Here is a 21776-nt window from a genome sequence, read left to right as displayed (position 1 = left end):
CAGCTTTCACTCACAATTGTTCCCGTTATGTTCCTATTGATTCCAGAGGGCGCTGAAAGAGTCAAGCGGAGTCATGGGGAATTTATTCCTGTCCTCGCGTGGCGGCAAGCCGGTCATTTGCCGACTCCGGCTCGAAAGCCTATATGCCGGGATCAAAGGACAAAGCATGGCCCGCATCTACAAGACCCGCACCTGGCACGACCAGCTTTCGCCATCGATGGAGGAAATGGAGTTCCTGGCGCTGGAGGCTTACGCCCATCTGCCGGAGGATTTCCGCAAGCTGACCGGCGAGATCGTCATCCAGATCGCCGAATTTCCGACCGACGAGATCATGGACGATCTGTCGCTGGAAACGCCTTTCGACCTGCTCGGACTGTTCGAGGGGCGCGGCATCGCCGAGCGCTGGAATCCGCAGACCGGCGAGGGGCCGAACCGCGTCACGCTCTACCGCCGCGCCATCCTCGACTACTGGGCCGAGAACGAAGAGACGCTGGGCGACATCGTCACCCATGTGCTGATCCACGAGATCGGCCACCATTTCGGCCTGTCGGACGACGATATGGAGCGGATCGAAGAGGCGGCGGAGTAGGCTTGTGCTGATATTCAGGTGATGCCGGCCTGACCTGAATCTCGACACACCCTGTGTCGGAGCTATGCAAGCCCTACCAGTCGCTGAGCTTGGTGTCGGGCCTGTATTCCTGGCCCTCGACATCCTTCACCACGGCCTGGCCGCAGCGCATGCTCTTGGTCTGCTTGTCGTAGGCGTAGGTCGGCGAGCCGAACAGGTGCCAGCCCTTATTCAGCGCCGCCGTCACCTTGTGGCAGAAGCTGGAATCGTCCGGACCGGACAGAAAGCGGTAGAGTTTCATTTTTCATTCCTGTGGTGAGTTGCCGATCATGCCCCGATGGCGGCCGCCTTCGCCAGCAGTTTTTCGGCCTGCGCCAGATGCAGCCGCTCGACCATTTTTCCATTCAGCGCAATGACGCCCTTCCCGGCATTTTCAGCAAGCGCGAAGGCATCTCTTACCGATCGTGCCTCGGCCACCGCCTCGGGCGAAGGCGCAAAGGCCCAGTTCGCGGCCTCGATCTGGGCCGGATGGATCAGCGACTTGCCGTCAAACCCCATGGCGGCCGCTTGCGTGCATTCGCGCGCAAAAGCGTCCAGATCGCGAAAGTCATTGGAGACGCCATCGAGCATGTCGAGACCGCCGGCGCGCGCGGCCAACACCATCTGCATCAGCCAGGGTATGAGATAGCGCCGGTCGGGCGTGGCGAGAATGCCGGTCTCCTTGACCAGATCGTTCGTTCCGGCGACGAAACAAATAAGCCGCGAGGCCGGATCGCGGCCCAGCTCGGCAATCGGTCCAATGTTGAGCAAGGCCTTGGGCGTCTCGATCATCGCCCATAGCTTCACCGCGTCCGGTGCGAAATTGTCGTCAAGCAGGTCGCCGGCGTCGAGAATGTCGCGCGGCGTGTCGACCTTGGGCAGCAGGATGGCGTCGGGCTCGCAGCTCGTCGCGGCCAGCAGGTCGGCGGCGCCCCATTCGCTAGAGAGCGCATTGATGCGCACGATCATCTCGCAGCGCCGGCCACTATGGTTGGCAACCGGGCGATTGGCGAAAATACCAGCCAGTTTTTCCCGTGCGGGGCCCTTGTCGGCAGGGAGGACGGCATCTTCGAGGTCGATGATGACGGCATCGCAGGTCAGCGAGGCCAGCTTAGCCAGCGCCTTGTCGTTCGAGGCCGGAACGTAAAGCACCGAGCGGCGCGGGCGGTAGGTTTCGGTCGTCATGCCTGATCTATGCCGCCTGCGGCCGGATGAGGCAAGCCATGTTCGCTTGCGCAAAAATTGCACAAAGCTCCGGAAAATCTCCTCGGATCCGCCCCGCCGCCTGCATACCGATCGGCGAAAAGGGCGGCATGCAAGAGCGAAAGAACCCCGTTTGCATCCTGCCGTACCGGCTTCGTAACGAAGGCTGGTGGCTCGCCGATCCGCCTGGGAGGCGCCCGTCAGCGACCCTCCTCCCCTTCATATGCAAATCACCGCCCAGGTATCCCGGCCGGGCCGAGGCGAACAGGAAAATCCGACCATGACGACGCTCCTCACGGCCGCGCCGAGCTATTGCGCGCGATTCGGCGTTGCCGTCCTGCTTGCCGCGCTGGCCGATTTCCTCTTCTACGGGCAGGCCGTCGGCATCACGCTTTTCCTGTTCGGCATTACGCTTGCCGCCGCAGCCGCGGCCATCCATCCTTCGGCGCTCAGCGGCCGCGGCCTGCGGCTCGGACTCGCCGCCTTGTCTGTCGGGCTGCTGCCGCTCATTGAAAATGTCAGTGCGCTTTCCGTGGCGATCGGACTTGCGGCCATGGCCGTCTTCGCGGTTTCGCTGGTCGGACGGCTGCGACGCGGACTTGCCCGCATTGCCGGCCAAGTCGCGCTCTTCCTGCTCGCAGCGCCCCTTCGGTTCGTTCACGACTTCTTCCGCTGGCGCAAGGCGGCGCGGCGGCTTGGCCGGCGGCGCATTCACCTCGCGGCGATCGCCGTCTGGATCATGCCGCTGAGCCTGGGTGCGGTATTCCTCACGCTGTTCGGCACCGCCAATCCGGTCATCGAATACTGGCTGTCGTTGATCGATCTCCTCGCCTTGCTCGACCTTATCCAGCTGCCGCGGCTGGGCTTCTGGCTGTTCGTGCTTGTCGGCATCTGGGCCTTCCTGCGCCCGCGCCTGCCGCGTGTTTTCCGCCGCACTGCGCGTGGGACGTCGCCAGGCCCTGTCGTCGGCGACGTGCCAACCACAAAACCCGCCACGGCGATCGAGGACATCATCTTCGGCAAGGCCGCGATTCTTCGCGCGCTAATCGTCTTCAACACCCTGTTCGCGGTGCAGACCGCGCTCGACGCCACCTATCTGTGGGGCGGTATCGCCCTTCCCGACGGATTGACCTATGCCGCCTATGCGCATCGCGGCGCCTATCCGCTCATCGTCACGGCGCTGCTCGCCGCCGGCTTCGTCCTGGCGGCGATGCGGCCGGGAAGTGCCACCTCCAGCGATCCGCTCATCCGCCGGCTGGTCTATGTCTGGGTAGCGCAGAACATCGTGCTGGTCATCTCGTCGATCCTGCGGCTCGACCTCTATATCGGCATCTATGCGCTGACCTACTGGCGTGTCGCCGCCTTCGTCTGGATGGGGCTGGTGGCAGCGGGCCTCGCCCTGATCATCGCCCGCATCGCACTCGAAAAACCCAACGAATGGCTGCTTTCCGCCAATCTTCTGACGCTATCAGCGACGCTCTATACCTGTTCCTTCATCAACTTCGCGGCGCTGATCGCCAACTACAATGTCGAACATTCCTTCGAAATGACCGGCCAGGGCACCCAGATCGATTTCTGGTACCTGCGTTCGCTCGGCCCCGACGCCTTGCCGGCTCTCGACCGTTTCTTCGAGCACCAGAGCAGGACGGTTGCCGCCAACGATCCCCGCTGGCGCGAACTCGCCGGCATGCACGTGCGGGACAAGGCCAGTTACCACGCCAGACAGGAAAACTGGCGCGCCTGGAGCTTTCGCGATTGGCGCCTCCTTCGCACTCTCGACACACATATCCCGTTCGTGGTTCCTCAGGGCTCCGAACCCTTCGTGCGGGCCGCTGATCCATGCCGCATAATATCCTGGTCGCCGACGATGATCCGCACATTCGCGAAATCATCTGCTTCGCGCTCGAAAAGGCCGGCATGAAAACGGTTGCCGTATCCGACGGCGCCGCCGCGTTGCAGGCGATCGAGCGCCGCGCGCCCGACCTCGTCGTGCTCGATATCGGCATGCCTGAGATGGATGGGCTGGAGGTCTGCCGGCGGCTGCGGCACACATCCGATGTGCCGGTGCTGTTCTTGTCCGCGCGAGATGAAGAAATCGACCGTATCCTAGGGCTCGAAATGGGTGGCGACGACTATTTGACCAAGCCTTTCAGCCCGCGCGAGCTGGTCGCCCGCGTCAACGTCATCCTGCGGCGCGCCCGCCGGGCAGCGCCGGAGACCGACGACAGGCAATTCTCGCATGGCAGACTGGCCTTGATGCCGGCCAGCCACGCCGCCAGCTTCGACGGCAAGCCGCTGGCGCTGACCTCGATCGAGTTCTCGATCCTCAAAGGGTTTCTGGCGCGTCCGGCGCATGTGCTCGGTCGCGACACGGTGATGGCCAATGCCTATGCCGCCAACATCCATGTCGCCGACCGCACCGTCGACAGCCATATCCGCAACATCCGCGCCAAGCTGGCGGCGGTCGGCTGCACGGACGGGATCGAGACCGTGCATGGCGTCGGCTTCCGGCTGGGCCGGTGCGGCACGTGACCGCGCAGAAATGGCGACCGCGGCTGGCGACAATCGTTGTTGCCATCCTGATCATGGTGATGGCGCTGCCGCTGGTCGGCCTGTTCTTCTTTAGGCTCTATGAGAACCAGCTGATCCGCCAGACCGAGGCCGAACTGATCGCGCAAGGTGCGGCCCTTGCCGCCATCTACTCACAAGAGGTCCGCGACGCCGGCATCGCTACCGAAAAGCTTGGCGTGCCCGTGCCTGCCGACAGGGACAATCCGGACTCTCCCTACCGGCCGATCGAGCCAAGCCTCGATCTCGCCTCCGACACCGTTCTTCCGACCCGGCCTGCGGCGGCGGCCGCCGCCATCGATCCTGCCTTCGCGGCGATCGGCGCGCGGCTGTCGGGCATCCTCGCCGACACCCAGAAGACCACGCTTGCCGGCTTCCGGCTGCTCGACCCCAGGGGCGTCGTCATCGCCGGGCGCGAAGAGGTCGGGCTGTCGCTCGGCGCCGTCGGCGAAGTTCGCGAGGCATTGGCCGGCCGCTTTGCCAGCGCGCTCAGGCTGAGGATCTCGGACGAGCCGCCGCCGCCGCTCTATTCGGTCAGCCGCGGCACGAAAGTTCGCGTCTTCGTCGCCATGCCGGTTGCCGTCGACAGCAAGGTCGCCGGTGTGGTCTATCTGTCGCGGACGCCGAACAACATCGTCAAGCATCTCTACGGCGAGCGCGGCAAGGTGGTGCTGGCGGCGATCGCCATCCTCGGCGGCACGTTGCTTATCGCCCTTGTCTTCCTGCGCACCGTCAGCCGGCCGATCTACGCGCTGATGGAACGCACGAAACGCATCGCCGCGGGTGACCGCGAAGCCATCAGGCCGCTCGACCATCATGGCACGCGCGAGATGGCCGCACTTTCCAACGCTTTTCTCGACATGGCCGAAAAGCTGCATGCGCGATCGGACAGTATCCAGACCTTCGCCACCCATGTCTCGCACGAGCTCAAATCTCCGCTGACGGCGATCCAGGGGGCGGCCGAACTGCTGCGCGATTCGGGCAGCGGAATGGACGAGGCCGAGCGGCGGCGGTTTTCCAACAATATCGTCACCGACGCAGGGCGGCTCAATTTGCTGGTTCGCCGTCTGCTCGACCTGGCGCGCGCCGAAAATCTCGCGCCCAGCGGCGAAAGCACGTCGTTTGGCGCCGCGCTGGCGCTGCTTCCGGCCGACGACAGGCTGGCGGTTCGCGTCGAGGCGGGCGGCGATGTCAGTCTGCGCATGTCGGCCGAGAATGCGGCCATCGTGCTGGCCAATCTCATCGACAATTCGGCTAGACATGGTGCGACGCTCGTTTCGATCACGACGGCGAGCGCCGACGGAAAGGCGTCGATCCTGATGAGCGACAACGGCGCCGGTATTTCGCCCAGCAACCGGGCGCGAATTTTCGAGCCGTTTTTCACCACGCGCCGCGATTCAGGCGGCACCGGCATGGGTCTCGGCATCGTGCTGGCCCTCCTGAAAGCGCACGATGGCACGATCAGGCTGGTTGACTCCGACAGCGGCACGCGCTTCGAGATCATCCTGCCGGCTGCGTGATCGACACGGGCGGTTCGAACGGAAGGGCGACAAAAGTGCGTTACGACATCGTCATCATCGGCGGAGCCATCGTCGGCTCCTCGATCGCCTATTATCTGCGCGAGGAAGGATTTTCCGGCTCAATTGCACTGGTCGAGCGCGATCCGCAATTCGCCCATGCGGCGACGACGCTGTCCTGCGCTTCGATCCGCCAGCAATTCTCGATCCCCGAGAACATCCGCCTGTCGCAGTTCACGCTGAAATTGTTCCGGCGGCTTACGGAAGAATTCGGGGCCGACGCCGATATCGGCTTTCGCGAAGGCGGCTATCTCATCCTGGCCGGCGAGAACGGGCTGCCGATCCTCAAGGCCAACCACGAGGCGCAGATGGCCGAGGGCGCCGACATCGTGCTTGAGGACGCGGAGGCGCTCGTCCGCCGGTTTCCGTGGCTGTCGGCCGAGGGCATCACCGCCGGCGCCTATGGCCGCAGCGGCGAGGGCTGGTTCGACGCGCATGCGATGCTGATGCTGTTTCGCAAGGCGTTGCGGGGCAAAAACATCGATTTCGTCACCGCAGCGGTGACCGGTATCGAGCGGCAGGGCGACCGTGTCACTAGTGTCAGCCTCGACAATGGCGAGCGGCTCGAGGCCGGCATCGTCGTCAACGCCGCCGGGCCGAATGCCGGCAAGGTTTCCGCCATGGCCGGACTGGTGCTGCCGGTGGAACCGCGCAAGCGCAACGTCTTCATCTTCGAGGCGCACGAGAAATATGCCGACATGCCGCTGCTGGTCGATCCCTCAGGCATCTATGTCCGACCGGAGGGCTCGGTCTACATCACCGGCGGCGCCGAGCCGGAAGAGGGCGACGGCCCCGCCGATCCCGGCGATTTCGAGCCCGACTGGCCGCTGTTCGAAGAGGTGATCTGGCCGGCGCTGGCGACTCGCATTCCCGCCTTCGAGGCGATCAAGCCGACACGCGCCTGGGCCGGCCATTACGACTACAACACGCTCGACCAGAACGCAGTGATCGGTCCGCATCCGCAGATGCAGAATTTCCTCTTCGCCAATGGTTTTTCCGGACACGGCCTGCAGCAGGCGCCGGCTGTCGGCAAGGCGCTGGCCGAGCTTGTGGTGCATGGCGGCTACCGCACGGTGGACTGCTCGGCGTTTGGGTACAGCCGTGTCGCTGAAGGGCGGGCGTTCAGGGAATTGAATGTGATCTAACAGCAACGGCGCCGCGACGGTCCTATTTGGTGCCGGCGGGACAGTGGGGGCACGAAGGATCGCGACAGTCGATGCTGCGGTACAAAGGCCTGGGCAGCCGTCAGCGCTCGCGGCCGAACCAGAACGCGTCGGCCATGCGCGCCATGCCGATCCGTTCGTAGAAGCCGACGGCGTCGGGCATAGAAATAAGAGCGATGGCGACGGACGGTCCTAGTTGTCGGCGGGCTTCGTCGAGCAGGCCCTTGCCGATGCCGAGCCCTTGCGCCGATTGGGAAACGGCGAGTTCGGAAATGTAGCAGACCCACGAAAAGTCGGTGATGCCGCGCGCGACACCGACCAGCGGCTTGTCGGGCGCATCGAGGCGCGCGGTCAATACCAGATCGGCACGGGCAAAACGGGCCTCGTCATCGATGGGGCGGTTGGCGCCGAGGCCGGATTCCACCAGCACGCGGCGGAACTCGGCTGCGTCGAGGGCCGGTTCGCCAGCGTAGAGGATTTTGGATCGTGTTTTCATCCCGGCCAAGGTGCACCATAGGCCGCCGGTTTTGAAGCCGCTCTATGCCGATCTCGTGTGCCATGGACCAAAACAGCCGCCTTTTATTTGCCCGCAGCTTTGTGTAAACCGGGCGCCAACACATCCCCCGCAGCAAGAAGAAGACGGGCAAGGACCATGGAAAAATTCACCAAGCTCACCGGCGTCGCCGCGCCGATGCCGATCGTCAATGTCGACACCGACATGATCATCCCCAAGGACTATCTCAAGACGATCAAGCGCACCGGGCTCGGCAGCGGGCTGTTCGCCGAAATGCGCTACAAGGATGACGGCTCGGAAAACCCGGACTTCGTGCTCAACAAGCCGGCCTATCGCAAGGCGCAGATCCTGGTGGCCGGCGACAATTTCGGCTGCGGCTCCTCGCGCGAACACGCGCCATGGGCGCTGCTCGATTTCGGCATACGCTGCGTCATCTCGACGTCGTTCGCCGACATTTTCTACAACAACTGCTTCAAGAACGGCATCCTGCCGATCACTGTCAGCCCCGAGGATCTGGAGAAGCTGATGGACGACGCCTCGCGCGGCTCCAACGCGACGCTGACGGTCGACCTCGAGGCCAAGGAAATCCGGGGACCGGACGGCGGCGTGGTCACGTTCGACCTCGACGACTTCAAGCGGCACTGCCTGCTCAACGGGCTCGACGATATCGGGCTGACCATGGAGAAGGCCGGAGCCATCGCCTCGTTTGAGGAGCGGAACGCGCAATCGCGTCCCTGGGCCTGAAGCTCTGAACAGATAAGCCCGGCCGCGAGCGGCCGGGTTCGTGGCGGCTGAATGGAGGGACAGTCATGACACGTTTGCTTCTGGCCAGCGCCTGCGCTTCGGCTGTGATCCTTCTGCCGATGGCGGGCGCGCATGCGCAGACCGATACGGTGCTCGTGCCGGCTGACGATGCGTCCGGCGGCGCCACTGACCAGGGCGCGTCAAGCACGAGCAACGCGGCGCTGGCCGAGGATGACAAACAGGCGCCGATCCCGTTCGAAGGCGGCCAGCTCACCATTACGCAGCAGGAAGAGGACGGCGAAAGGGTACTCGCCTTCGACGGCAAGCAGCTGGCAAGCAACTATGATGTCTTCTTCGACAGAATAGTCGAGGTCGGCGGCGTCAAAGTGGCGCTGGTCGATGTCGGCGACGGCGGCAACCAATGCGGCCCGGCCAAGGTGATCGTGTGGAAGCCGGAAGGCGGCACGATCCAGAGCACCACGGTCGAGCAGGACGAATGCGGCGCGCCGCCTGCTGCGGTATCCGACGCGGCCATCTACTTCGTGCCCTATCTGCTGCCGGGAGCTTCAAAGCCGGCGCTGCAGTGGTCGCCGACGGGCGGGTTGTCGACCTCGGGCAGTCTCACCTACATGCCGGAGCCGGGTACGGACTGGAAGGACGTCGATCCCTCGAAATACGACAATATCATCGATGCCTTCCACAACGAGGCTGTCTACTGGCAAGCCGAAACGCTGCTCGGCAAGGACATGCCCGACATGGCGACCAGCCTGCTGGTCGGCGGCGGCACGGAAAAGACCGCGTCGGGCGCCTTCTATGCCAGCGGCTGCGTGCCGCATGATTGCGGTGGCAATGATGGGTTCATGGCGGTCGACCCGGCCAGCCACAAACTCTATTTCGCCCGGCGCGGCGACAATGGCGAGCCGAATACCTGGCCGCCGGTGAAGACCTGGCCTACCGATGTCAAGGAGGCGATGGACAAGGCGCAGGGGACGGCGAATTAGGATCTCGGCACGGTGGCGACCATCGCGGCTTCGTCATCCTCGAGCTTGACCAGCTTGACCCGAGGATCCATGCCGTAACATCGGCCGAAGAACGCGGCGGACTAGAATTCTACATGTCGAAGCGGTGGAGAAAAAATGAAAAAGGGAAAGCCGTTTGAGGTTGCGGTCATATCGGATAATTCCTACGAAAATCTCGTAGCCGAAGTGAAATTCACGTCAAAGGACGTCGGGCTGATACTCAGCCAGGAAAAGTCATTCGAGAAAATTGATATCTCTGTATTTTCTTTCATTTCGGACGGCGAGAATAAATTCCTCGATACTGATAACATACCTGAAATCAGCATTGATCTAAACGTTTTTCTTGCTGCGATCGACGAAGCTGTTCAAAGATTGAGGCTTCTTGACGTGCCAAGATAATGTTTTGGTCCAACGACCACGAGGCACCCGGAGCCATCGCGGCGACAATGGCGAGCCGAATACCTGGCCGCTGGTGAAGACCTGGCCTGCCGATGTCAAGGAGGTGATGGACAAGGCGCAGGGAACGGCGAACTAGTCTTAGCCTAGCGGCGTTCCCCGCTCGGAGCATGCCATTGGGCAGGCCGGCCGGAACTGTTCGCAATCCCAGCCGGACAGCTTTAGTTCGCTCCGAGGCTAAGCGCTTTCTTGCGGTCGGCCTCGGCACGCTTGTAGTTGCCCTTGGCTTCCCAAGCTTGGCTTCGGGCTTTGTAAGCTGTGGCGAAATCAGGTTTGAGTGCTATCGCTTGGCTCAAATCGTCGATGGCTCCGTTATAGTCCGCCCTGCTGGTGCGGATCACGCCTCGACCCAGAAAGGCAAAATGGCTTTTGCGATCGAGGCTGAGCGCCGTTTCGAAATCGCGCAGTGCTGCGGCGTCCTCATGTCTGCCCATCCATATGAGACCCCGATCGGCGTAGACCCTTGCGTCCTTGGTATTGAGAGTGATGGCCTTCTCGTAATCCGCAAGCGCCCCGTCGTAATCTCCCTGGAAACCGCGGGTCTGGCCGCGGTCATAGTAGGTATCGGCAAAATTCGGGTTGAGCGCGATTGCCTGGCTGTAATCAGCCACGGCATGAGCGTAATCGCCTTTGGCCTCCCAGGCCAAGGCGCGAGCCAGATAGGCGTCGTGGAATTGCGGAAAGAGCGCAATCGCCTTGTCGTAAAGGGCTATGGCGCCGTCATAGTCGTCCCTCTCATGCAGCGCCCAGCCCTTGCTGAACGCCAGCGCGGCTGGTGAAGCGCTGCTCGGCTTGGTCGTCCCGTCGCCAGCCTGACCGGCCAACTTGCCCGACATCCTTGAGGCGCTCGCCTTCTTTTTTTCCGCCACTGCCAGCTTGCGGCCTTTGCGGGCAGGAGCCAGCTTTGGATCGAGCTTCAGCGCCCGATCGTAATCGGCGATGGCTTGATCGTAGTCGCCCTTGGCGAGCCAGGCGCCGGCACGCCCGAAATAGACGGGCGCGTAGCTGCCGTCGAGTTCGATCGCGCGACTGAAGTCGGCGATGGCGCGATCCGGTTCCTTCTTCTTGATCCACGCGACACCGCGACCGATATAGGCGTCCAGATGGGCGGGATAGAGTTCGATGACCTTGCCGTAGTCGTCGATGGCAGCGTCGTATTCACCCTTTTCGACAAGCGACATGCCCCGCCCGACATAGGCTGCGGCCTTTCTCGGATCGAGCGCGATCGCGCGGCTGTATTCGGCAATGGCGCGATCATATCTGCCTTTTTTGTAGAAGGCATCGCCGCGATCGATGAAAGCCTTGAGGTTTTTCGGGTCCGAGCCGACGGCGTCCCGCGCGCCACCACCTTTTGCCAGCGCAGCCACCGTCGCCTTGCGGGCGACCGTAACATCCGGGTTGTTCGGGTTGAGCCTTATGGCCTGATCGAAGTCGGCAATGGCGTTCGCATAGTCCTTGCTGTCGGCCCGCGCCATGCCGCGCCCATAATAGCTGGCAGCATCGTTCGGGTCGATCTCGATCGCCGCCGAATAGGCCTCGGCCGCGCGCTTGGTGTCGCCCTTGGCAAGCAAGGCCGAGCCCTTGCAAAAAAATGCATCGCGCGCTTTCGGGTCGAGCGCGCTGGCCCGGCCGCAATCGGCAAGGGCGCCTTCGGCATCGCCGGCCGCAACCTTGGCCAGGCCACGTCGGATTTGCGCCGACACCAGATCCGGGATGAGCTCGATGACCCGGTCGTAGTCGGCAATGGCGCGGTCATAGGCATGTTTGGCGTCCCAGGCTTTGCCACGGCCGAAATATGCGAGGGGGCTATGGGGGTCGAGCGCGATTGCCTGTTCATAAGCAGCGATGGCTTCGTCGTATCTGCCTGCTTTCGCCAGGTAGTCGCCGCGATATAACGCGATCAGAACCTGCGGATCGGTCGCCTGAATCAGCTCCGCCAACTTTGAGCCGGAGAACTTGCCATCCGGTTGGGTGTTGTCGCCCGCGTCCGGTGCAGTCGCGGCTTCGGTGCCGGTCGCGGCGGCCGCCGCGCCGCCTTCGCTTCTTGCCGCCACTGCTGCCCTGCGACCGACTGAATAGTCGGCATTGCCGGGGTCAAGTTTGATCGCCGCATCGAAGTCGGCGATGGCGCCGTCATAGTCCTTCTGGTCGGCCCGCGCCATGCCGCGCGCGTAATAGCTGGCGTCATCCTTCGCATCGATCCCGATTGCTACCGAATAGGCGGCGATTGCGCGCCCTGCGTCGCCCTTGGCGTGCCACGCCACGCCCCGGCAATAGTGAGCGTCGCGCACCTTCGGTTCGAGCGTTGCGGCCCGGTCGCAATCGGCGAGAGCGCCATCGGCGTCGCCGGAAGTCACCTTGGCGAGACCGCGGCGAAAATAGGCTTCGGCGAAATTGGGAGCGAGCTGGATGGCCTTGTCGTAATCGGCGATCCCTCTGCCGTAGTCGCGTTTGGCGGTCCAGGCCCTGCCGCGGCCGAAATAGCCGAAGCGGTTGTTGGGATCGAGCGCGATCACCTGATCATATGCGCCGATCGCCTCGTCATATTTTCCCATGTCCAGGAAGGCATCACCGCCAAGCACCGCTTCCAGCGCGCGCAGGTCCTTCGCCTCCAAGGCCTTTGCCGCCAGCGTGTCGTCCGTGGCCATGATATCTGGAGTGGGCGCTTGTGACTTCGCCTGTTGCCTGTCCGGCTGCGGGGGCAGTCCGCGCTCACCGCCGGCAACCTGTTCGCCGCAGGCTCCCGCCCGCTTCGGATCGAGTTCGGTGGCGCGCCGGCAATCCGCTGCGGCCCCGGCCTCGTCGCCGTTCAACGCCCTCGCGCGGCTGCGGACGAGATAGGCGTCGGCATTGTCCGGGTCGAGGCTGATGGCCTTTGCCAGATCGAGAAGCGCGCCGCCGTCGCTATATTCTGCAAGTCGCGCCTCGGCGCGCTCGATCAGGACCTTTGCAGCCGCCGGGTCCCTTGTCTTCCCGACGGCCGACTGGGCTGGTTCGTCCGGCCTGCGTTCGTTGCAGGAGCCCGCCCGCTTCGGGTCGAGGTCGACGGCGCGCCTGCAGTCGGTGGCGGCAAGGGCGTCGTTGCCTTGCGACGCTTCGGCAAGCGCCCGATTGTAAAATGCTTCGGCGTTGTAGGGGTCGAGCTGGATCGCAAAGCTGAAGCTATCGATTGCGCCGCCGACATCCCCCTGGACCTGTTGCTCCAACCCTCGTTTCAGATTCCAGGCAACGAGTTCGGAATGATCCGCCTTCTTGGGGTAGAGTTGCAGCGGCTCGTATGCGGGAGGTGAGGCTGGCTTGGCCGCTTGTGGCGCGGCCGGCGCGTCGGCGGCTCCGCCTGCACCATAAGTATGGCTGGCCGCGGGGTCGGTTGCTTGCGCGGTTTTCGGACTTACCCCGCGCTTGTCGAGTTGCACGCTTAGCCTTTCCCTGCGGTACTTCGCGTTGGTTGGATCGAGCGCGATGGCCTGGTCCAGATCGGCGATTGCCTTGTCCGGATCGCTCGCCTTCCAGACAAGGGCCCGGATAAAATACGACTTTGGATCGGTCGGCTTCAAAGAGATGGCTTTGTCGAGATCGGCAAACGCCTCCTTTGAATTGCCGATCCGGGCCATCGTCATGCCGCGTACTCGGTAAGCCTGGGCGTCGGCCGGGTCGAGGCGGACGACTTCATCCAGATCGGCAAGAGCGCGCGCATAGTCTTTCTTTAAGCCCCAGCTCTTGGCGCGGTTGAAGTAGAAAGTGGAATTTGCCGGGTCAAGCCGGATCGCCTCGTCGAACGCGGCAATGGCGCGGGTATGGTCACCCTTATCCTGCCATTCCACTCCGCCCGCATTTTGGGCGGAAGCGGCGCTTGAGCCGCCACCGCGGATGTCGCCGTTCGGTTTACCCAAAACCTCGACAATCAGACGCGCGCAATCGCGCCCCTTGTCTACGTCGACCCCGGCAATATGTTCGCAGTCGGCTTCGGCGCGCTTGCGCTCGCCCCTGGCGATCCATGACAGGGCGCGGTCATGGTAAGGTGTGACAGGGTCCGTTCGCACACTCTGTGCCTTGTCGTAATCGGCCTGGGCTCGCGCCGCGTCGCCCATGTCTTCCCAGGCAATGCCGCGCACGCCATAGGCCATTTCGTTGGCGGGGTCGATGTCGATCGCCCTGTCGCAATCGGCAATGGCGCGATCGTGCTCGCCGTTCTTGCCGAGTGCCCTGGCGCGATCGACATAGAGGCTGGCATCGTCCGGCGTGAGCGCGATCGCGCGCGTATAGTCGGCAACGGCCTGATCGAAGTCGCCTTTGCTCTGCCAGGCAATGGCGCGATTGGTAAAAGCGCGCGTGTAAGTCGGATCGAGCGCGACCACCTCGGTCATATCGGCGATGACATGATCGATATCGTTCTTCTGGGTGTAGGCCAGGCCGCGCACGAAATAGGCGTTCACGCGCAAATCGGGGATCTCGTTTTTGTCCTCGGCAATAGCGGTGCAAGCGGCGATCTGCTCGTCGGCGCCCACCTTGCCGTCGCTGAAACAGGCAGCATAGTCCTTGCCGGCGGCGTGCGCCGAACTGCTCATTCCGCCAGGCACGACAATCCCCGCGAGGACCAGCGCCAACAGCGGCACGCGCAAAAGCCCCGCAACAAATGCGCGCGCCAGCGCGTCGGTGTGGCATGACATGGTTCTGATCCTCCCCCCGGAGTTACTGCGACTACCCTCGCGGATACTTATATAGTTCTGTTTTTGTTCCTTAATGCAAGCAGAAATTGCAGTGGCCCTCGAAATTGCCGCCCTCCCCTTGCGGGCTAAGGAATGGTCCGCGTGGCGCAGGGGAAGTCAATTGCCTGGCTTTCCGAACGGCGAACGCCCGGCAGAGGGGCCGTCCGCCGACATGAGAGATTGCACCGCCTATCCATCTGTTTTGGCCTATGGCGGGATCGGCGTCTTCCCTGCAAAATAGTCGCAACCACCGCGAGGAACCCATGCGCACACTCATCTCCACCGGTTCGCCCTTCGAAAAGACCGCCGGCTATTCGCGCGCGGTGGTGCAGGGCGACTGGTGCTTCGTCTCCGGAACGACCGGCTACAACTATGCCACCATGACCATGCCGGAGACGGTCGAGGCGCAGACGCGCAATTGCCTGGCGACGATCGCCAAGGCACTCGGAGATGGCGGCTTCGAGATGGCCGATGTGGTGCGGGCGCATTACTACATCACCGATCGGTCTTTCGTGGATATCGTCTTTCCGATCCTCGGCGAGGCCTTCGGCGAGATCAGGCCGGCGGCGACGATGATCGTCTGCCAGCTCAACAGACCGGAGATGAAGATCGAGATCGAAGTCACGGCGCTGCGGCGGACGGCCTGAGCACGGTCGTGGAAGTAAAGCGCATCGTAGCCAACATCGAAACGCAGGACGTCGCGGCGGCTAAGCGCTTCTACCAGGATGTGCTCGGCCTCGATCTCAAGATGGATCTTGGCTGGATCGCCACCTATGGCTCGCAAGAGACGATGACGGTGCAGGTCAGCTTCATGGCCCAGGGTGGCTCCGGAACGCCGGTGCCGGACCTGTCGATCGAGGTCGACGATGTCGATGCCGCACTCGACGCCATGAAGACCGCCGGCTTCGCCATCGAATATGGCCCGGCCGACGAGCCCTGGGGCGTGCGGCGCTTCTATGTGCGCGATCCCCTGGGCAGGCTGGTCAACATTCTCTCGCATCGGTAGGCGGCTTCTCACGGGACGTTATTCCAGCTTGGGTTCCTCGCCCCCGCCTCTGGCGGGGGCGAGGAACTCCAAGTCCCGCAAGGCCGGCAGGTCAGAAGGGCGTCGCAGCGTTCTTCATCCTCTTGCGCACAGCCCGCTTGCCGTTTAGCAAGGCCGCGGTTTCTCCAAACAGCATTGGGACGGCTCTGATGGCTTCGAAAAATCTTCTCCTGCTTGCCGGCGATGGCATCGGTCCCGAGGCCATGGCTGAAGTGAAGAAGCTGATATCAGCCATGAACGACAAGCTCGGCAGTGGCTTCGTCACCGACGAGGGTCTGGTCGGCGGATGCGCCTATGACGCGCATGGCGCGGCGATTTCCGATGCCGACATGGCCAAGGCGATGGCCGCCGACGCGGTGCTGTTCGGCGCCGTCGGCGGGCCGAAATGGGATGCAGTGCCTTACGAGGTGCGCCCGGAAGCCGGGCTGCTGCGGCTGCGCAAGGACATGGAGCTGTTCGCCAATCTCAGACCCGCCATTTGCTATCCGGCGCTGGCGGCCTCCTCCTCGCTCAAGCAGGAGGTGGTCGAGGGGCTCGACATTCTGATCGTGCGCGAGCTCACCGGCGGCGTCTATTTCGGCGAGCCGAAGCAGATCATCGATCTCGGCAATGGCCAGAAGCGCGGCATCGACACCCAGGTCTACGACACGTTCGAGATCGAGCGCATTTCGGGCGTCGCCTTCGAGCTCGCGCGGACCCGTCGCAACCATGTGACCTCGATGGAAAAGCGCAACGTCATGAAGTCCGGCGTGTTGTGGAACGAGGTCGTCACCCAGACCCACAAGGCCAGATATGCCGACGTCAAGCTCGACCATATGCTGGCCGATGCCGGCGGCATGCAGCTGGTGCGCTGGCCCAAGCAGTTCGACGTCATCGTCACCGACAATCTGTTCGGCGACATGCTGTCCGACATCGCCGCCATGCTGACCGGCTCGATCGGCATGCTGCCTTCTGCCTCGCTCGGCGCGCCTGATGTCAAGACCAAGAAGCGCAAGGCGCTCTACGAGCCGGTGCATGGCTCGGCGCCCGACATATCAGGCAAAGGCATCGCCAACCCGATCGCCATGATCGCCTCCTTCGCCATGTGCCTGCGCTATTCCTTCGGAATGGTGGCGGAAGCCGACAAGCTTGAAGGCGCGATTGCCGCCGTGCTCGACGATGGGCTGCGGACCAAGGACATCATGTCCGAAGGCATGACCGAGGTTGGCACCGTCCAGATGGGCGACGCGATCATCGCCAAGTTCCTGGGGTGACAGATGTATGGGTGAGGTGCAGCGCGCCATTGAAAGGGATATTCTTGGCGAACACGAACGCCAGGCTGGCTTTCGCGCCGATCAACACCTCGCGCCATTGCTACAGTTCATCTGCGAACGATATCAGGTCGAAAAGAGCGATCTCTATCTGCTACAGACCATTCCTGATCAAGGCGAGTTGTGTCTCTCGATCTGGCTTTGGCCGGATAGGGTGGTCGACTGCGAAATCGCCTATGAGGAGTCAACATTCGATATTGTCGGGACCGAAATGATCCAAACCCACAAGAAGACGCTTCGCGGTCATTCCGCGAAGGGCTTCAAGATCATCGAACGCATCGCTTTGAGCGAACACAATCAGCTCTAGCAGAACCAACTCAGGTGGGATTAAGCGGTCTTGACCCCCGCCGGCACCGGACCCCACTGGTTTTCACGGGCCTGCGTCGGGACCAGCGCGAAGACCAGGATGATCAGCCAGCCGATGGTCGGGATGAACACCACCAGAAAAAGCCAGCCGGTCAAGCCGATGTCGTGCAGGCGACGTACGTTCAGTCCGATCCATGGCGGGATTGTCGCCAGCACAAACGTGCCGCAAAGGCCGACCGTCACTGCCGGCAACTCGTCAAAATTGCCCATGGCGTCGTCGATGAAGAGGCCGATGCCGACGACCGCGATCAGCGCGACCGTCCAGAACAGGCAATAGCCCCAATATTCCTTGCGGCGAGCCCGGCCAGCGAAGTTGAAGTAGTTTTCGATCAGGGCTCGCCAAAAATAATCCCACAACCCGGTAGCCGCGGTGGGACTGCTTTCTGCGGATCGGCCGAAATGTTGCTGCTGACGTGCCCCGGGCGCATTGACGGTGTGAGAAGGGGCGGCGGTTGCGGCGGGCGAACTGGCGGTCTGGGCGCGGATCGGAAAAACGTCGCGGGCCCGTCCGCCAGCCGGTTGGAACTCGACGGCCGTGCCCCTGGCCATCGACGCCTCTCGGCGCAGATTTTCGCGCGCGAACGTGTAGCGGTTGCCGTCGGCTCCGGCGATGAAACCAAAACCCTGGTCCTCGTCGTAGTGAAGAACTTCGCCTTGCATCCGCCACCCCTCTCGCCACGTCCCGGCCAAGGTGTGGCACAGGGGCGAACCCGTGGGCAAGATCGCGCAACTGGCTACCGTCTTCGAAGCAAATGAAGGATAAGGCATAAGGAGCCACCGCCTTCGCCGGAAGCAGACAATGACAATCGAGCGATCTGATGCCGGGACCGAGGATGGTGAGGTCACAAGGCCCCCCGACACTGCCCCGCCGACACTGGCTATCGACGCCACCGGCCTTATGTTCTGGCCACCCGGCAAGGGGCTGGCGGGCGTCCCGCGGGTAGAAAGCTTTCTCGTCAACGCGGCGTTGGCGGATCCCGATCCTTGCGTGGAGGTGGTGGCGTTCAGATCCGGCCGGTTTCGCCCCCTTGCTCCGTTTGAACAGAAGCATGTCGCGGTGGGTGAAGTACCACCTCATCGCGCCAAGCGATGGCCGGGAAGAAGCACGGCGCTGGCTCAGGCTTTCGAGGCGGTGAGGCAACATCCGTGGGGCAAGCGCGACGCCGACCGCCACCTTGCCAGGACCGTGACCAACGGCAGAGGCGGGCTCAATTTTCATGCGGTCAGGCTGCTGATCCGCGCCTATCGTCTGTCCCAGCGGGTACGGGCTTGGTTGGGCTTGCGCCAGGCTGTTCCGAGCCAAGCTGCTGAGGCTGAACGGAGCCTTGTGTTGATCAGCCAGCGCATCCTCACGCAGGAAGATCGGCTCGCAGTCTCGGGAGTCGCCGGTTCGCTCGCCTTCCTCTGCCACGATCTCATCCCGGTATTGCGTCCCGACCTCCTCGGTGTGGACGCCGGCGAGGGCCGCTACGGGTCCTATCTCGAGCAGCTCGTACGCTCCGGTGCGCCAGCTATTTGCGCCTCCGATGAGGTCGGTGCCACGCTCGTCCATCACATGCGTGAGGCCGACATCGCCCCGCCGGTGGTGCATCGGTTTCCGATGCCCTCCATCTTGCACGAGACGGCTTCCCGAATGGGCGCGACCTCTCGCATCGAGGCTGGCGAGCCGTTCGTGCTCTATTGCTCGACCATCGAGGTTCGCAAGAATCACATCATGCTGGCACGAATCTGGCAGCAGGCACTCGAAGAAGGCGTTAAGCTGCCGAAACTTGTCTGCGCCGGGCGCTGGGGCTGGATGATCGAGCCGTTGCGCGCTTATCTCAAGGCCCACCCAGGTCTGCTCCAGTCGATCACGTTCACCGGGCTGGTCAGCGATGAGGAACTCGTCCAATACTATCGCAGCGCTTCCTTCGGCGTCTTCCCGTCGCATATCGAGGGATGGGGCTACGGAGCCTCGGAATGTCTCGATTTCGACATTCCGGTCATCGTCTCGACAACGCCTTCCCTGATCGAGGCGACCGGAGGTCTGATGCCGGCGATCGATTCCAATGATCAGGCGGGTTGGTACGCCGCCATCCGCAGGATGGCGGAAGACAAGGCGTGGCGTTCCTCGCTGGTGGACCGTATCGCGGAGCAACATCGGCCGACGCCGGCTTCGGCAAGCTGGGCCGCCATCAAGGCCGGCCTGCAGGCCAGCGCGGCGGGCGACCGCTCCGAAAATCGGGCGCCCTAACCGCAAGGCTGCGGTGACAGTCCAGGTGCTACGAAGGCCGTCTATTCGCCTTCCTGTGCTTCGGCGCGCCGGTTTCGAATTTCGGCTTGCCCGGCTTTTTCGCCCAGGGTTTTGCTTCGGATGCCCCGGCGGGACGCTGGTCGCCTGAGGACAGTGCGCGCTTCTGGAATTTCGGCTTGGGCGCGTTCTGGTCGAACGTCCGCTTGCCACGATGCGGCTTCTTATCCGGCCGCGGCTCCTGATAGCCGGCCCGCGACAGGTCGGGGGTGCCGTCCAGCCGCTTCACCGCGATGTTGTTCTGCAGCTTGCGGTCCGGGCCGATCGCCTGGAGAAATCGATCAGCCCAATCGGCCGCGATCTGCACGAAGGTTTCTTCCGGCTGCATCTTGATGGCGCCGATCTCACGCTTGCTGATGCCGCCTGTACGGCACAGCATCGGGATCAGCCAGCGCGGCTCGGCATTCTGCCGGCGCCCCACCGACAGCGAGAACCAGACGCTGTCGCCGAAATCGTCGCGGCGGCCCGGCTGCTCGTCGCGACGGGCGGGTTTGCCGCCCGTCGGTGTGAACGGTGCGACCTCGAGAAGATCCTCGGGCGCCGAGCGGCTGGCGCGGCACAGTCGCACGAACGCCGCCGCCACCAGTTCGGCGCCACGTTGGTCGAGAAGCGTGCTGACGAAGCCGCGCTCATCGTCCGTCACAGGTTCGCTGAAGACCGGGTCGGCGAGAATACGCTCATCGTCGCGCCGCAGGACGTCGTCGGCCGAAGGCGGGCTTGCCCATGTCGCCGAAAGGCCGGCGCTTTGCAGCAGCCGTTCGGTGCGCCTGCGGGCATTGTTGGGCACGATCAGCGCGCTGACGCCTTTGCGTCCCGCCCGTCCCGTTCGCCCGCTTCGGTGCAGAAGCGTCTCCGGATTGGTCGGCAGGTCGGCGTGGATCACCAGTTCGAGGTTGGGCAAATCGATGCCGCGGGCCGCCACGTCGGTGGCGATGCAGACTTTGGCACGGCCGTCGCGCATCGCCTGCAGCGCGTGGCTGCGCTCGTTCTGGCTCAGCTCGCCCGAAAGCGCCACGACGGAAAAGTTGCGGTTGTTGAAGCGCGCGGTCAGGTGATTGACGGCGGCGCGCGTGTTGCAGAATACCAGCGCGTTCTTGGCCTCGTAATAGCGCAGCACATTGATGATGGCGTTTTCCCGGTCGACCTGGGCAACGCTCAGCGCCCGGTACTCGATGTCGAGATGCTGCCTTTCCTCGCCGGCGGCGGAGATGCGTACCGCGTCGCGCTGGTAGCCCTTGGCCAGCGTGGCGATGGAGCGCGGCACGGTGGCGGAGAACATCAGGGTACGGCGCCCGGCGGGCGCGGCGTCGAGGATGAACTCCAGATCCTCGCGAAAGCCGAGATCGAGCATCTCGTCGGCCTCGTCGAGCACGAGTGCCTTCAGTTCAGACATGTTGAGCGAATTGCGGGTGATGTGGTCGCGCAGGCGCCCGGGCGTGCCGACGACGATATGGGCGCCGCGCTCCAGCGCGCGCCGCTCGGTGCGCATATCCATGCCGCCGACGCAGGAGGCCACGGTTGCACCGGCCAGTTCGTAGAGCCATTCCAGCTCCCGCGTCACCTGCAGGGCCAGTTCCCGCGTCGGCGCCACGGCTAGCGCCAGCGGAGCGGCGGCGTGAGAAAAGCGCTCCGCGCCATCGAGAAGGGTCGGTGCCAAGGCAAGGCCGAAGGCGACGGTCTTGCCGGAGCCGGTCTGCGCCGAAACCAGCGCATCGGCCTGGCCGAGCTCGGGGGCCAGAACCGCCTTCTGCACCGGCGTCAGATCGACATAGCCGCGTTTTTCCAGCGCCTTTGCCAGCGCAGGAACGATACGTTCGAAGTTGGACATCTCACTCTTTCGGAATTCGCAGTCCGCGCTCGTCTTGGAGCACGCGCCAGGGCCGTACCGCGCCGGCCAAACAATGTTGGCCGTTCGTACTTCGTGCGGCCGTCGTTGTACAGGGTGCGCGAGTAAGCTTCGCCACGATTGACTCTTCACGCAAAGCGCGTAAAAGCCGGCACCGAACAGGACAGCTTCGATGCACGGCCTTCCAATGGCGCTTTATGCATTCGACTTCCCCGGCCATGGCAGCATGGTTCCCGGGCGGGCGAAGCGCGCGTTCCTGCGTTCGACCAAAATCACGGCCAAAACGACCACTAAAATGGTCTGATCTCCCTTGGCCTGCTCGCCCTCTCCTCGGGTCCGGCCCGGGGCGAGACCCGCAC

19 protein-coding genes are annotated in these 21776 nt (G+C 63.4%); 13 read left to right on the top strand and 6 right to left on the bottom strand.

The features are described 5' to 3' along the window. Positions 1 to 166 precede the first annotated feature (166 nt). Positions 167 to 589 (top strand): metallopeptidase family protein, encoded by a 423-nt coding sequence (locus tag EJ066_RS06925; RefSeq protein WP_126036142.1) that lies wholly within the window; start codon positions 167 to 169, stop codon positions 587 to 589. A gap of 73 nt (positions 590 to 662) precedes the next feature. On the opposite strand, the gene EJ066_RS06920 is transcribed toward EJ066_RS06925, so the two are convergent. After that, on the bottom strand, positions 663 to 869 hold the full coding sequence (locus EJ066_RS06920) for a DUF1737 domain-containing protein (RefSeq protein ID WP_126036140.1): 207 nt from the start codon (positions 867 to 869) through the stop codon (positions 663 to 665). Between the two features lie 26 nt (positions 870 to 895). Further along, complete coding sequence (locus tag EJ066_RS06915) at positions 896 to 1792, bottom strand: CoA ester lyase (protein WP_126036138.1); 897 nt, start codon at positions 1790 to 1792, stop codon at positions 896 to 898. 298 nt (positions 1793 to 2090) lie between these two features. Between EJ066_RS06915 and EJ066_RS06905 the strand changes: the two genes are divergently transcribed. The 4 genes from EJ066_RS06905 to EJ066_RS06890 are packed head-to-tail and all read left to right on the top strand — an operon-like array spanning position 2091 to position 7100. After that, positions 2091 to 3731, top strand: a complete 1641-nt coding sequence (locus tag EJ066_RS06905) for a DUF4173 domain-containing protein (protein WP_126036134.1) — start codon at positions 2091 to 2093, stop codon at positions 3729 to 3731. Beyond that, a complete protein-coding gene (locus EJ066_RS06900; RefSeq protein ID WP_126036132.1) occupies positions 3650 to 4342 on the top strand; it encodes a response regulator transcription factor in 693 nt (230 codons plus the stop codon). Before EJ066_RS06905 ends, EJ066_RS06900 begins: the two co-directional genes overlap by 82 nt. Positions 4343 to 4401: 59 nt before the next feature. Beyond that, complete coding sequence (locus EJ066_RS06895; RefSeq protein WP_189644516.1) at positions 4402 to 5898, top strand: HAMP domain-containing sensor histidine kinase; 1497 nt, start codon at positions 4402 to 4404, stop codon at positions 5896 to 5898. Positions 5899 to 5933: 35 nt separating this feature from the next. After that, the gene (locus EJ066_RS06890) at positions 5934 to 7100 is read left to right on the top strand and encodes an FAD-binding oxidoreductase (RefSeq protein ID WP_126036129.1); all 1167 of its coding nucleotides are present in this window, start codon (positions 5934 to 5936) and stop codon (positions 7098 to 7100) included. Between the two features lie 100 nt (positions 7101 to 7200). Here EJ066_RS06890 and EJ066_RS06885 read toward each other — a convergent pair whose 3' ends face one another. Then, positions 7201 to 7614 (bottom strand): GNAT family N-acetyltransferase, encoded by a 414-nt coding sequence (locus tag EJ066_RS06885; RefSeq protein WP_126036128.1) that lies wholly within the window; start codon positions 7612 to 7614, stop codon positions 7201 to 7203. Positions 7615 to 7770: 156 nt separating this feature from the next. Here EJ066_RS06885 and leuD point away from each other — a divergent pair, with 156 nt between their 5' ends. From leuD to EJ066_RS06870, 3 genes are all read left to right on the top strand, one after another. Next, the gene (leuD, locus tag EJ066_RS06880; protein WP_126036126.1) at positions 7771 to 8376 is read left to right on the top strand and encodes a 3-isopropylmalate dehydratase small subunit; all 606 of its coding nucleotides are present in this window, start codon (positions 7771 to 7773) and stop codon (positions 8374 to 8376) included. A 65-nt stretch (positions 8377 to 8441) separates the two neighbouring features. Next, complete coding sequence (locus EJ066_RS06875; RefSeq protein ID WP_126036123.1) at positions 8442 to 9377, top strand: hypothetical protein; 936 nt, start codon at positions 8442 to 8444, stop codon at positions 9375 to 9377. A 135-nt stretch (positions 9378 to 9512) separates the two neighbouring features. Continuing rightward, positions 9513 to 9794: a hypothetical protein gene (locus EJ066_RS06870; RefSeq protein ID WP_126036121.1), complete on the top strand. Its 282-nt coding sequence runs from the start codon at positions 9513 to 9515 to the stop codon at positions 9792 to 9794. 218 nt (positions 9795 to 10012) lie between these two features. Here the strand turns inward: EJ066_RS06870 and EJ066_RS06865 are convergent, their stop codons facing one another. Next, entirely contained in the window at positions 10013 to 14521 is a 4509-nt protein-coding gene (locus EJ066_RS06865) for a tetratricopeptide repeat protein (RefSeq protein WP_126036119.1), read from the bottom strand. Positions 14522 to 14823: 302 nt separating this feature from the next. Here EJ066_RS06865 and EJ066_RS06860 point away from each other — a divergent pair, with 302 nt between their 5' ends. The 4 genes from EJ066_RS06860 (at position 14824) to EJ066_RS06845 (ending at position 17222) form a co-directional block, all read left to right on the top strand. Continuing rightward, entirely contained in the window at positions 14824 to 15207 is a 384-nt protein-coding gene (locus tag EJ066_RS06860; protein ID WP_126036117.1) for a RidA family protein, read from the top strand. 8 nt (positions 15208 to 15215) lie between these two features. After that, positions 15216 to 15566: a VOC family protein gene (locus tag EJ066_RS06855; RefSeq protein WP_126036115.1), complete on the top strand. Its 351-nt coding sequence runs from the start codon at positions 15216 to 15218 to the stop codon at positions 15564 to 15566. A 188-nt stretch (positions 15567 to 15754) separates the two neighbouring features. Further along, the gene (gene leuB, locus EJ066_RS06850; RefSeq protein WP_126036113.1) at positions 15755 to 16858 is read left to right on the top strand and encodes a 3-isopropylmalate dehydrogenase; all 1104 of its coding nucleotides are present in this window, start codon (positions 15755 to 15757) and stop codon (positions 16856 to 16858) included. A 7-nt stretch (positions 16859 to 16865) separates the two neighbouring features. After that, the gene (locus EJ066_RS06845) at positions 16866 to 17222 is read left to right on the top strand and encodes a hypothetical protein (RefSeq protein WP_126036111.1); all 357 of its coding nucleotides are present in this window, start codon (positions 16866 to 16868) and stop codon (positions 17220 to 17222) included. 20 nt (positions 17223 to 17242) lie between these two features. On the opposite strand, the gene EJ066_RS06840 is transcribed toward EJ066_RS06845, so the two are convergent. Further along, positions 17243 to 17941: a DUF805 domain-containing protein gene (locus tag EJ066_RS06840; RefSeq protein WP_126043770.1), complete on the bottom strand. Its 699-nt coding sequence runs from the start codon at positions 17939 to 17941 to the stop codon at positions 17243 to 17245. Between the two features lie 139 nt (positions 17942 to 18080). Here EJ066_RS06840 and EJ066_RS06835 point away from each other — a divergent pair, with 139 nt between their 5' ends. Next, on the top strand, positions 18081 to 19514 hold the full coding sequence (locus EJ066_RS06835; protein ID WP_126036110.1) for a glycosyltransferase: 1434 nt from the start codon (positions 18081 to 18083) through the stop codon (positions 19512 to 19514). Positions 19515 to 19542: 28 nt separating this feature from the next. Here the strand turns inward: EJ066_RS06835 and EJ066_RS06830 are convergent, their stop codons facing one another. Beyond that, positions 19543 to 21399: a DEAD/DEAH box helicase gene (locus EJ066_RS06830; RefSeq protein ID WP_126036108.1), complete on the bottom strand. Its 1857-nt coding sequence runs from the start codon at positions 21397 to 21399 to the stop codon at positions 19543 to 19545. Positions 21400 to 21776 lie beyond the last annotated feature (377 nt).

This window comes from Mesorhizobium sp. M9A.F.Ca.ET.002.03.1.2, from assembly GCF_003952365.1.
In the GTDB taxonomy this organism is placed as follows: domain Bacteria; phylum Pseudomonadota; class Alphaproteobacteria; order Rhizobiales; family Rhizobiaceae; genus Mesorhizobium.
This window is presented reverse-complemented; position numbering and strand designations above follow the sequence as displayed.

What these genes read in the sequence shown, in the direction of transcription:
- EJ066_RS06905 (WP_126036134.1), top strand. Translation starts at nt 2,091, where the DNA reads ATGACGACGCTCCTCACGGCCGCGCCGAGCTATTGCGCGCGATTCGGC.
- EJ066_RS06920 (WP_126036140.1), bottom strand. Translation starts at nt 869, where the DNA reads ATGAAACTCTACCGCTTTCTGTCCGGTCCGGACGATTCCAGCTTCTGC.
- EJ066_RS06870 (WP_126036121.1), top strand. Translation starts at nt 9,513, where the DNA reads ATGAAAAAGGGAAAGCCGTTTGAGGTTGCGGTCATATCGGATAATTCC.
- EJ066_RS06875 (WP_126036123.1), top strand. Translation starts at nt 8,442, where the DNA reads ATGACACGTTTGCTTCTGGCCAGCGCCTGCGCTTCGGCTGTGATCCTT.
- EJ066_RS06885 (WP_126036128.1), bottom strand. Translation starts at nt 7,614, where the DNA reads ATGAAAACACGATCCAAAATCCTCTACGCTGGCGAACCGGCCCTCGAC.
- EJ066_RS06900 (WP_126036132.1), top strand. Translation starts at nt 3,650, where the DNA reads ATGCCGCATAATATCCTGGTCGCCGACGATGATCCGCACATTCGCGAA.
- leuD (WP_126036126.1), top strand. Translation starts at nt 7,771, where the DNA reads ATGGAAAAATTCACCAAGCTCACCGGCGTCGCCGCGCCGATGCCGATC.
- EJ066_RS06835 (WP_126036110.1), top strand. Translation starts at nt 18,081, where the DNA reads ATGACAATCGAGCGATCTGATGCCGGGACCGAGGATGGTGAGGTCACA.
- EJ066_RS06925 (WP_126036142.1), top strand. Translation starts at nt 167, where the DNA reads ATGGCCCGCATCTACAAGACCCGCACCTGGCACGACCAGCTTTCGCCA.
- EJ066_RS06840 (WP_126043770.1), bottom strand. Translation starts at nt 17,941, where the DNA reads ATGCAAGGCGAAGTTCTTCACTACGACGAGGACCAGGGTTTTGGTTTC.
- EJ066_RS06865 (WP_126036119.1), bottom strand. Translation starts at nt 14,521, where the DNA reads ATGTCATGCCACACCGACGCGCTGGCGCGCGCATTTGTTGCGGGGCTT.
- EJ066_RS06845 (WP_126036111.1), top strand. Translation starts at nt 16,866, where the DNA reads ATGGGTGAGGTGCAGCGCGCCATTGAAAGGGATATTCTTGGCGAACAC.
- EJ066_RS06830 (WP_126036108.1), bottom strand. Translation starts at nt 21,399, where the DNA reads ATGTCCAACTTCGAACGTATCGTTCCTGCGCTGGCAAAGGCGCTGGAA.
- leuB (WP_126036113.1), top strand. Translation starts at nt 15,755, where the DNA reads ATGGCTTCGAAAAATCTTCTCCTGCTTGCCGGCGATGGCATCGGTCCC.
- EJ066_RS06915 (WP_126036138.1), bottom strand. Translation starts at nt 1,792, where the DNA reads ATGACGACCGAAACCTACCGCCCGCGCCGCTCGGTGCTTTACGTTCCG.
- EJ066_RS06895 (WP_189644516.1), top strand. Translation starts at nt 4,402, where the DNA reads ATGGCGCTGCCGCTGGTCGGCCTGTTCTTCTTTAGGCTCTATGAGAAC.
- EJ066_RS06860 (WP_126036117.1), top strand. Translation starts at nt 14,824, where the DNA reads ATGCGCACACTCATCTCCACCGGTTCGCCCTTCGAAAAGACCGCCGGC.